Here is a 9,493-nt window from a genome sequence, read left to right on the forward strand (position 1 = left end):
CCTCCGGTTCCGAAAACACCTTATCTTGGTGTCCACGAAACCGGCAGCAGCTCATGATAGCAAGTACGACGAAGCGTCGGTTCACGGACGAGTTCAAGCGCGAGGCGGTGGCGCTATGGGAGTCGAGCGGTCGGATGCAGACCGAGGTGGCAGCCGAGTTGGGGATCATGCCGACAATGCTGCGTCGCTGGCAGCGCAAATTGGAGGATGGCAGCGCTGTGCCGGCAAGCCCGGCGGCGAAGCCGCCAGTATCAGCGCTGGCGTCGCCAGCGGATCAGGCGTCGGAGATCGCGCGGCTGCGGCGCGAGCTGGACCGGGCGCGGATGGAGCGCGACATATTAAAAAAAGCCGTCGGCATCCCCTCGATCATGCTCGGGACAGGCTTTGCGGAGATGCTGCGGTGAAGTTCGCCCCTTCGGCGTAGCTCAGGACAGGCTTTATCGAGCAGCATGCGTCTATCTGGCCGGTGAACGTCATGTGCCGCATGCTCGGCGTGTCGCGGAGCGGCTATTACGACTGGCGTGGCCGGGCACCGAGCGCGCGAACGACGGCGAACCTGGCATTGCTTGCCGACGTGCGCCGGCTCCAGGCGCGCCATCAGGGGCGCTACGGGTCTCCCCGAATGCATGCCGCCCTGCGGGCGGAGGGCCGGCAGTGCAGCCGTGGTCGCGTCGAGCGCCTGATGCGTCGACACCCCATCCGTGCGCTGGCCGGGCGCCGGTTCCGGCCCTGCACGACCGACAGCCGTCACTCTCTGCCGATTGCCCCGAACCTGCTGGCGCAGAACTTCGTGGCGACCGCGCCGAATACGAGCTGGCTCGCCGATATCACCTACATCGCGACCGGCGAAGGCTGGCTGTATCTGGCCGCAGTGCTCGACCTGGCGACCCGCAAGATCGTCGGGTGGGCCATGCGCGATCATATGCGAGCAGAGTTGCCGCTTGCCGCATTGATGATGGCGGCCCAGCGGCAGCGACCAGCGGCTGGCCTCATCTGCCACTCCGACCGTGGGTCGCAATATGCGTCTGGCACCTATGTCGATCACCTGACGGCAATCCGCGCGGTGCCCTCAATGCAACTGCTACGATAATGCCCCAATGGAGAGCTTCTTCCACACCCTGAAGGTCGAGCTGGTCCATCAATGCCGGTGGGCGACCCACGCCGAAGCCCGACAGGCGCTGTTCGGATACATCGAGGGCTACTACAACCGGCACCGCATGCACTCGGTCCTCGGGTGTCTATCCCCCGAGCAAGCCGAGCAACGTATGACCGGCTAACCCAGCGTGTCCGCTGAACCGGGGGAAGATCACTACGAGAGTCACGACCAGCTGCGGACACACCTCGAAGACTTCATGGCAGCTTACAATTTCGCCCGTCGGCTCAAGACGCTCAGCGGCCTCACACCCTACGAATACATCGCCAAGACCTGAACGTCAGAGCCAGACCAGTTTATCGTTGACCCGATCCACTAAATGTCGGAACTAAAACACTCAGGGGCTCACGTCGCGGTCATAAGAGTGAAGAGTATGCCGCTCTCGCTGTCCATATCCGAACGCCTGATCCCCTACTTCATTGTTGACATCATCGGCGCACACAAATGCTGCAGGCCAAGGTGGTGCAGCTATCGCTCGCCTTGAGACATCTATTACTCTCGTGTGCCACCGTCACAACTGGTGCGCTTGTTGCTTCTTTAAGCGAACGGCGGCATCCGGCTATAGATGATCGCCGCAGCAGGGTTGGGAGGCAGCTCGGTACCTGTGCCGCACTGCAGGCCAATTTCATACTAGCGCTTGACACTGCCTGCGAATCGGCCCGGCGTTATCCAAGAGATTTATAAATTAATCTATGTCACTGTTTTTATGGTTAACATCTCGTTACCAATCTGTCATGACCCGCCGCGTTCTTGTAGGTCTGCCACTTGGCCAGAGCGCTCACATAAGGATGTGTATATGAAGCGAATGATTGTCTCGGCTCTCGCTGTTGCCACGATGTCCCTGGCTGCACCCGCGGCGTACGGTGCGACCTTCCCGGTCGGTGGTTCAAACTTCACCGCGACTCCGGGTCCGAACGGCACGTTCGCTGGCGCGTTCTTCAACACCGGCATTGCTGCCGGCGCCTTCACTGACATTTTCACCTTCACGCTCCCGGCCAATGGCTTTGGTAGCGGCACGGTCACGACGAGCGCGACGCTGCCCGGGTCAGCTAATGACCTCGACTTCACGTCGGTGTTCGTCAACGACGTCGCGGCCCAGATCACGCGCACTGAAGGCGGCCTGTTCGAGGTAGCTTTCACGAACAACGTTCCGATTGTGGCCGGCGTGTTGAACCGGATCGTCGTGAATGGCGTTTCCCGCGGCGGTGGTGCTTATGGCGGTCAAGCTACGTTCAGCACCGTCGCAGCTGTTCCAGAGGCGGCAACCTGGGCAATGATGTTGGTCGGCTTCGGTATGATCGGTGCGGCGACGCGGTATCGCCGTCGCGCAACGAATGTTCGCTACGCCTAACATCTGATATCAAGACTATCGAGGGGCTCGCTAATTTTAACATTAGTGAGCCCCTTTCTATGGCCGCCTTTAATCTCTCTTCGCACAATTATTTAATTGGTGTTGTTGGTCATACCTGAGGGATCGCCTGCTAACTTAAAGCTTTTCTCTTCGAGATGCCGATTCGCCGAATCGAAATTAATCCCCAGCTGTCAGATTTATTGTTTCAGGCATCTGATTGCAAACAGGGAGAGTTAAAGTGGGTAAACGTTGGGTACTGTTATTTTGTACGTTGGGCGTAGTGGCAGCTACGCCAGCGTGGGCAAGCCGCGATACTGAGCGCTACACGTCGGTTACGGTCTTTGGCGACAGCCTCGTGGACGCGGGCAACCTTTACATCGCCAATGGCGGAACCCGACCCGACCCAAAACTCGGCTATTTCCAGAACCGCTTTACCAACGGCTATGATTATCCCGACCTGCTATCCATCGACCTCTTTGGGGTGCCTACGACGCCATCACTGGCAGGCGGCACCAACTTCGCCTTTGGCGGCGCTCGGGTCGTGGATACCGGTGACGGCATTCCTGACCTCGAGGCGCAGATCAGCGCGTTTACCGCGTCTGGCCGGCCTATCGATACCAATGGCCTTTATATCTTGAACTTTGGCGGCAATGACGTGTTCGGTGCCAAAGGCGTATTTGGCCAAGAGGGAGCGATCGGCTCATTCCCGACCATCGACGCATACCTGCGAGCGGCAGCTAGCCAATATGTCGCCGGCGTTCAGACCCTAAACGATCTTGGTGCGCGCAACATCTTCATGACGGATTTCCCTCTCGCAGGCGACCCGTTCACCATTGCTGCAAACGGTTATCTCACCGCAGCAATCGCGACCCTGTCGCTGGACGCTGACACCGACTTGCTTTTTTACAGCCTCAGCGATTTCAATCGGCGCGCCCTGACGAATTCTTCCTCGCTGGGCTTGCCGCCACAGCGAGCAGACATCAATTGCCTCGAAGCAGGCGCTCAAGCGACAGGGTGTGTCGGCATCTTCTCCTTTGACGGGGTTCATCCCACTGCCGCAGTCCAGGCCGCAGGCTACCGTGATATCAATCAGCGGTTCGGCCTTACATCGGTAGTACCAGAGCCCAGCACTTGGGCAATGATGCTGGTTGGCTTTGGCCTGCTGAGTGCCTGCCTCCGTTATCGGCGCCGTTCGACTAAGATCTCCTACGCATGATGTCAGCCAGTTTATGAGCAACCTCAATCGGTTTAGATAACGGTGGATGCCCGCGCTTTGATAGCTTACGTTCTGGGGATTAATGCTGCGGCGGTCATAATTGCTAGCCACCGCGCCATCATTACTGACGTAGCCACACGTTAAAAACGCGCTGGCCCATGGACGCCGTTTTCGCAGAGCAGCGTCGTACTTTCGTATAACTGGTGGCAAAGCTTCTAATGATTGCTATCGGTATCTGGTGGTGTATCTTATGCCTTGAGGGCCATGGCGATCTGGCGTGAGGCTATTAATCCCATCTGCATGGCAATAGGTAATATATATTGTACCTTCATGCTATGTCATCGATAAACGAGTACTTGCTAAATGCTATTTATTCACCGGTTGAAACCCCAAATGTTTCACTTATGTGGCTATGGGCATAGGATGTATTATTGAATGCATCGGCGCTATCACATTTATTCAGGATTCTCATGACCACCGCAACCAACACCATCGAGCTTGCTACCGAACTCACCATTGCCTGGCTGAGCAATCCCAATACTCGCACCTCCGCGGACGATGTGCCGGCGTTCCTGCAGTCGATGCATCTCGCCGTCGAGAAGCTCAGCGGATCCACAGTCGAAGCGCCTGCTGAAGAAGCACCGACGGAGTACACCCCGGCGGTGACCGTGCGGAAGTCACTGGCCAGCAAGGACCACATCATCAGCCTGATCGACGGCAAGCCCTACCGGACGCTGCGCCGCCATCTGACCAGCAACGGCCTGACGCCTGAGGAATACCGCGCCCGCTATAACCTGAAGGCAGACTATCCAATCGTCGCCGAGTCCTACAGTGAGGCCCGCCGCGCGATGGCCAAGACGATCGGCTTGGGTCGTAAGCCTAGCCAGAAGGTAGAAGGCGCGGAGAAGTCTGCACCCAAGGCAAAGCGTGGCGGCAAGGCTGCTCTTGATGCCGCCAAGGAAGCGCTTGGCACCGCCGAGTGAGATGCATCGGGGGGTGGCAGCGCCACCCCCCGATCAATAGCGGCGATCTCCGCGCCATTGGCCCGCAGTTTCGATCGTCTGCTGCGCGAGCGATGATAATATTGGCAGGCGTTTAGACCTATCCTGCCACATCAGTGAACGGCAGTTACGATGGCAGCCGCTTAAAAGCGGACGGGCGGCTTTCAACTAGGAAGCGTTCTTTAGGCCCCTCCCGAGCCTCCTAAACGAACGGCTGCTTACCGCCGATCGCTTCCCAAAAGCGGTCGGTCCGGTTTCCACCATAAACATCCCTACACCCGGAGTCACAGAACCAGCCTGGTACCAGTCATATGCCGGAACGCTCGCTCACGACAGGTCAGTAAAATAACCTGCATGTGCTGAGCCGCCTCTGTCAAAATTTCGGTCATCAGGTCCAGCCGCGTATCATCGGCATAGACAAGCGGATCGTCGAGGATGAGGGACACCGGCCGCCCCTCTTCGCGCAGCAAATCGGCGATGGCGAGCCGGGTTAAAACGGCAAGCTGTTCCTGCGTGCCTCTCGAGAGGCTGATGCAATCCTCGGGCGATCCGCCGCGACTGATCGCCGCCAGACCGAGGTCGTCGGCAAAGAGGAGTTCCGAACCAGGCAGCAGGCGCTCAATGTGTCGCTTCGCCCGGGTCGTGACCGGACCGACATACGTCCGGGAGGTCTCGGCGCGAACTTCCTCCAGGGTGTCACGCAGCAGCTTGAGCGTTTGCGCTTCCTCTATGGTTCGCCCGAGTGCCTGCTCCGCAGCCACGGCCTCTTCCGCTGCCACGGCAGCGCGTTCGGCTAGCCCCTTGCCACCTTCGCTTTCGATCGTGCCTTCCAGTCGGGCAATGTCGGTTTCCAGCCGTCGCCGCGCCTCGTTTGCAGCGACCTGACGCGCATCGATGTTGGCGATCCCGCGCTCGATCGAATGTACGTCATGGGCGCCAGCGTTGCGTTCGGCTTCGTTCAGAAGAGTTGCCGCTTTCGCCGCCCGCTCCCCTGCCCCGATGAGATCCTCCGCAAGGGTCGCAAATCCCTGTCCGTGTTCGATCTGTCCAAGCTGGCTCACCGCGTTCTGAAGGTCACTGGCCGCGCCTGCTTCAGCCGCGGCCAAAGGCCGATCCTGTTCCTCGATCATTCCAAGCGCCGTCGCAGCACTATCCTGCGCGCCTTCAGCACGGGCAAGGGCGGTTTCGGCAAGATCGACGGCGTCAGTGAAGGCACGAACCGGTGGAAGTTCTTCGTCGTCGCCCTCACCTTCAGGCTTCGATGGCAATCCCGCTAAAAGCAGCTTGAGGGCGTCTACGCCGGCCGCCAGTCCGAGTTCGGGATCAGCGGGTGCACTCGCATCCAGTTGGGCCGAAAGGGCCTTCACCTCGCCAGCCGCGTCTCGAGCCGTGTCATTGCGTTGCCTCGCGACAGCAATGCTGGCCACGTTTAACTCTGTCAGCGCTTCGTCGTGGCGAGCGATGGCTTCGGCCAAGCCCAGTTCAGCGCTCCCGGCGGATGCTGGTGGACGGATGATGAGCTCTGCGCCGTTGCCCAGGCTAACCCGCGTCTCGCGCGTCACGACACGGCGGTCGGCCGTGACGGGGTCACCGTCAATCGTGACGTCCGTTGCAGAGCCCACAAGCTCGATGGTGGTCGCACCGGCAGCAAGCCTGGCGCGCGCTTCAGCGATGCTTCGCTCACCCTTCTCAAGGCGGCTGATCGCTTCTGGGGCAATCATGGTCGCAGCCGTAGCTCTGGCGGCGGACAGGCGCTCCTCCAACCCAACGACGGTGTCGTGCCGGATGCGGGCGGACTTGATGGCTTGCTGACGTCGCAGGGTAGCTGCGTGCTGTTCAGCCTCGGCTAGTGCCGCCTTGGCCTGCTGCCGGTTTGTCCGCGCTTCGACAAGCGACGTGCGTGCCGCATCGGCCTTGTGCCTTGCCGCCGTCAGCTCGTCCGACCGTTCTTCCCTGCTCGCTTTGGCGACATTCAAGGCGATCTGTGCGTTGTCTCGAACGTGCACAGCATTGGCATGGCGCAATGCAACCTCATCCAGCGTCTTAATCCGGATGCTCGTAATCTCATATTCGGCTTTCCGCTGTGCCAGGATCTGCGCCGCGGCTCGTGCGATTTCGAGCGAGCGAATGAGATCGGCGCGCCTGTTGATGTCGGTGGTGTCGGTCATCTCCCTTTGCAGCAGTTTGAGGCGTGAGCGCGTCGCTTCCAGTTCCGTAAAGCTCTTCTCCAGGAGCTCGACCTTGCTGGCGGCTTCACGCGCGATCCCATTCGCCTGATCGAGCCGTTCTCTCGCAGACTTCTGCTCGCCACCGGGCGACCCGTTCGCAGTCCAGAAGACGGCGCACTGCTGGTCAACCCGTTCGCGAACCCGTTCATAGGCCGCACCGCCGAGGATCGTGCCGACCTCTGCCTCAAGTGTCGCCTGGATCGTGTCACGGACGATCCGGCCCGGTGCCGAAACAGCAAGCGCTTCGGCCTGTCCGACCCAGAGCAATCCGAGCGCGCCGTAGGCGGTGACATCGCCATTTCGGCTCGTATCTTTCTCGAACCCGAGCAGTGCCTGAAGTTGCTCTTCGGCAGCATCACCCTGGCTTCTGCCACCCGGGCCTCGCACCTCCATCGAGTGTGACTTGAGGAAGCGTTTGGTGACCGTCCACGGTGCCCCCGCAACGTCAAAGCTGACTTCGACCTCCGGCGCGACATTCTCGCCGAACGGCTGGTACGAGCGAGTCAGCTGATTGCCCGATCGGTGCGGCACGAAGAAGGCTGCGCGGATTGCCTCGAGCAGGGTCGACTTGCCCGTCTCATTGGGCTCAATCACGATGTTAAGGCCATCGGTGAGCCCGTCGATCGTAACTGGCGTGCGGAACTTACGGAAGTTGTTGGCGGTGATACGCCGCAGCTTCAGGCTCACGCAGTGGCACCCCTCGTATGTTCGACGAACAGGCGTTCGAGCGCGCGCTTGGCCAGCGCCGCATCCCCCTCCCCTGCCCTCACTTTCGCGTAAAGCTTGGCGGCCGCAGCGCCGAGCATCCCCTCCCCTGCCAGCGACGCGAGATCGTCGTCGCTTGGCCTGGCGACCAGATCGTCGGCGCGGAGATCGAGATGGCGGAGCCGGTGCCGCAGATCATGTTCGATCCTGCCAAGGATGGCGACGCGATCCGTCATGCTGGTGATCCCCACCAGCGAAAGCTGGAGCAGCGTCGCGGCGGGATCAATCTCGCCCATCAAGCGCGCCAGCTCCGCATCGAAACTGGCGGTGTCATTGACCCGCCATTCTCGGATCAGCCACTGGTAGCGGCCGGTTCGGATTGGGGTGACCTGGGGTCCCTCCCCGCCCCTGAAATCCACGAGCAAGACGTGCCCGGGAACGTCGCGCTGGAAGCGGTCGGTCTCGGGCGTTCCAGCATACCAGGTACGGCTACCAATCTCGAGGACGCCATGCCAATCCCCCAGCGCGAGATAGCTTAAATCGGAACGTTCGGCGCGGTCGGGTGGGATCTGATTGTTGGCCTCGCCCCGCGATCCAAAATCCCTGATCGAGCCGTGCGCGAGACCGATGCGAAGCCGCGCGTCTGGCGTTACCATCGTATCAAAATCGGCAGTTGGATCGTCGAGATTGTGGCGATGCGTAAGCGGCGCCGGCAGCAGCCAGACGCCGTCCTCCATCTCCTGTGGATCTGCTTCGGTCAGGATCGTGACGTTAGCCGTTTGACGCGCTCTTACCCGGTCCCACAGACCGCCGTTGCGCGCATAATCATGATTGCCTGGCAGCAGCCACCAGCGGCAGGGATAGCGCCCCATTCGGGACAGCGCCTGGACGATGGTTCGGTCTTCCGGGCCTTCGGTATCAAATACGTCGCCAGCTACCAGCACATGGCCGGCATCATGGGTGCGGGCAGCCTGGCCAATGGCGTCGATCGCATCAAAGCGGGCTTCGATTAGCGCCGCCCGGACGTCGGGTTCGAAGCGACCAAACGCCTTGCCGAGTTGCCAGTCGGCACTGTGCAGAACGCGCACCATTCACTCCCTTGCCGGCGTCTCGCCTGCGCCAATTTCTTTGGAACGTCTAGCGAACAGCCGGCGCGCGAGAAAGCCTTTTGACGCTGCATGAAACGCCATCGGAGTTTGGCCCCTCTAGATGGCTATTTGCTCCCCAAATCGGATCAGACAGGGAACGCAAGGCTTTGCTGTCCGAAGGTCGTCGGCACTTAAGCGCGCTGTCCCGCGCGCTTAAGTGCCCGTCGGAGAACGATAATCAGGCCCTCTTCGATGATTGAGGAAGGACCCCAAACAAGGCGAATTTCATGCGGAATTGACAGCACACCGAACGCAAGCTCCGCTTGCCTTTTTACCTGAAAGAACAATGCCTTAGCAGTTTTACGGAGTGTAGGACAGTGTGGGACAGGCTGTAGGACAACGTCCGACAACATCACAAATCCCGGTTTTCTACCGTTTTTGCGTGGGACATTGTCCTACACTTTTTCCAATACACCGCCGCCAGCCCTTGATGCCTGCCAAGCCCTGAGGTATAAGGCAGCACCTTTCGTAAAGCTCACCAGCCCCCCTGCTAGGGAGCTGGAAGTGAAATCAAATCGTAAATGCTCGGTCCGGATACCTCACGACCTTTGTGACCGTGTCGACGCTGAGGCGGCCTCGCTAGGCTGCACTCCCTCCGATGTCATTCGGCAAGCTATCGAGCGTCATCTTGACGGAGTGAAGCTGCTACACGGTAGCAAGCGCCGGCACCTGCGTGTGACCGAGTATATGC

6 protein-coding genes and 2 pseudogenes are annotated in these 9,493 nt (G+C 60.1%); 6 read left to right on the forward strand and 2 right to left on the reverse strand.

Annotation, left to right across the window (positions count from 1 at the left end; genetic code table 11):
- Nucleotides 1-53 precede the first annotated feature (53 nt).
- The 5 genes and pseudogenes from IFT82_RS20025 to IFT82_RS20045 all read left to right on the forward strand — a co-directional run bounded on the left by IFT82_RS20025 (nucleotide 54) and on the right by IFT82_RS20045 (nucleotide 4,703).
- Nucleotides 54-1,277: pseudogene (locus tag IFT82_RS20025) on the forward strand (IS3 family transposase).
- Between the two features lie 30 nt (nucleotides 1,278-1,307).
- Nucleotides 1,308-1,430: pseudogene (locus tag IFT82_RS20030) on the forward strand (IS3 family transposase); the annotation flags it as partial.
- A 519-nt stretch (nucleotides 1,431-1,949) separates the two neighbouring features.
- Complete coding sequence (locus IFT82_RS20035; protein ID WP_192129898.1) at nucleotides 1,950-2,504, forward strand: FxDxF family PEP-CTERM protein; 555 nt, start codon at nucleotides 1,950-1,952, stop codon at nucleotides 2,502-2,504.
- Between the two features lie 238 nt (nucleotides 2,505-2,742).
- The gene (locus tag IFT82_RS21115) at nucleotides 2,743-3,720 is read left to right on the forward strand and encodes an SGNH/GDSL hydrolase family protein (protein ID WP_192129899.1); all 978 of its coding nucleotides are present in this window, start codon (nucleotides 2,743-2,745) and stop codon (nucleotides 3,718-3,720) included.
- Nucleotides 3,721-4,190: 470 nt separating this feature from the next.
- Nucleotides 4,191-4,703 (forward strand): MucR family transcriptional regulator, encoded by a 513-nt coding sequence (locus tag IFT82_RS20045; RefSeq protein WP_192129900.1) that lies wholly within the window; start codon nucleotides 4,191-4,193, stop codon nucleotides 4,701-4,703.
- Between the two features lie 302 nt (nucleotides 4,704-5,005).
- Here the strand turns inward: IFT82_RS20045 and IFT82_RS20050 are convergent, their stop codons facing one another.
- The gene (locus tag IFT82_RS20050) at nucleotides 5,006-7,636 is read right to left on the reverse strand and encodes an AAA family ATPase (protein WP_192129901.1); all 2,631 of its coding nucleotides are present in this window, start codon (nucleotides 7,634-7,636) and stop codon (nucleotides 5,006-5,008) included.
- Nucleotides 7,633-8,745, reverse strand: coding sequence for a metallophosphoesterase family protein (locus tag IFT82_RS20055; RefSeq protein ID WP_199860612.1), 1,113 nt, complete (start codon nucleotides 8,743-8,745; stop codon nucleotides 7,633-7,635). Before IFT82_RS20055 ends, IFT82_RS20050 begins: the two co-directional genes overlap by 4 nt.
- Before the next feature lie 561 nt (nucleotides 8,746-9,306).
- Here IFT82_RS20055 and IFT82_RS21585 point away from each other — a divergent pair.
- The coding region (locus IFT82_RS21585) for a ribbon-helix-helix protein, CopG family (protein ID WP_446740992.1) at nucleotides 9,307-9,493 on the forward strand (187 nt) is incomplete at its 3' end.

It is taken from the genome of Sphingomonas sp. CFBP 8760, from assembly GCF_014841615.1.
GTDB lineage: Bacteria > Pseudomonadota > Alphaproteobacteria > Sphingomonadales > Sphingomonadaceae > Sphingomonas.

Excerpts from the sequence above, each read along its gene's own strand:
- IFT82_RS20035 (WP_192129898.1), top strand. The coding sequence starts at position 1,950 with ATGAAGCGAATGATTGTCTCGGCTCTCGCTGTTGCCACGATGTCCCTG.
- IFT82_RS20045 (WP_192129900.1), top strand. The coding sequence starts at position 4,191 with ATGACCACCGCAACCAACACCATCGAGCTTGCTACCGAACTCACCATT.
- IFT82_RS20055 (WP_199860612.1), bottom strand. The coding sequence starts at position 8,745 with ATGGTGCGCGTTCTGCACAGTGCCGACTGGCAACTCGGCAAGGCGTTT.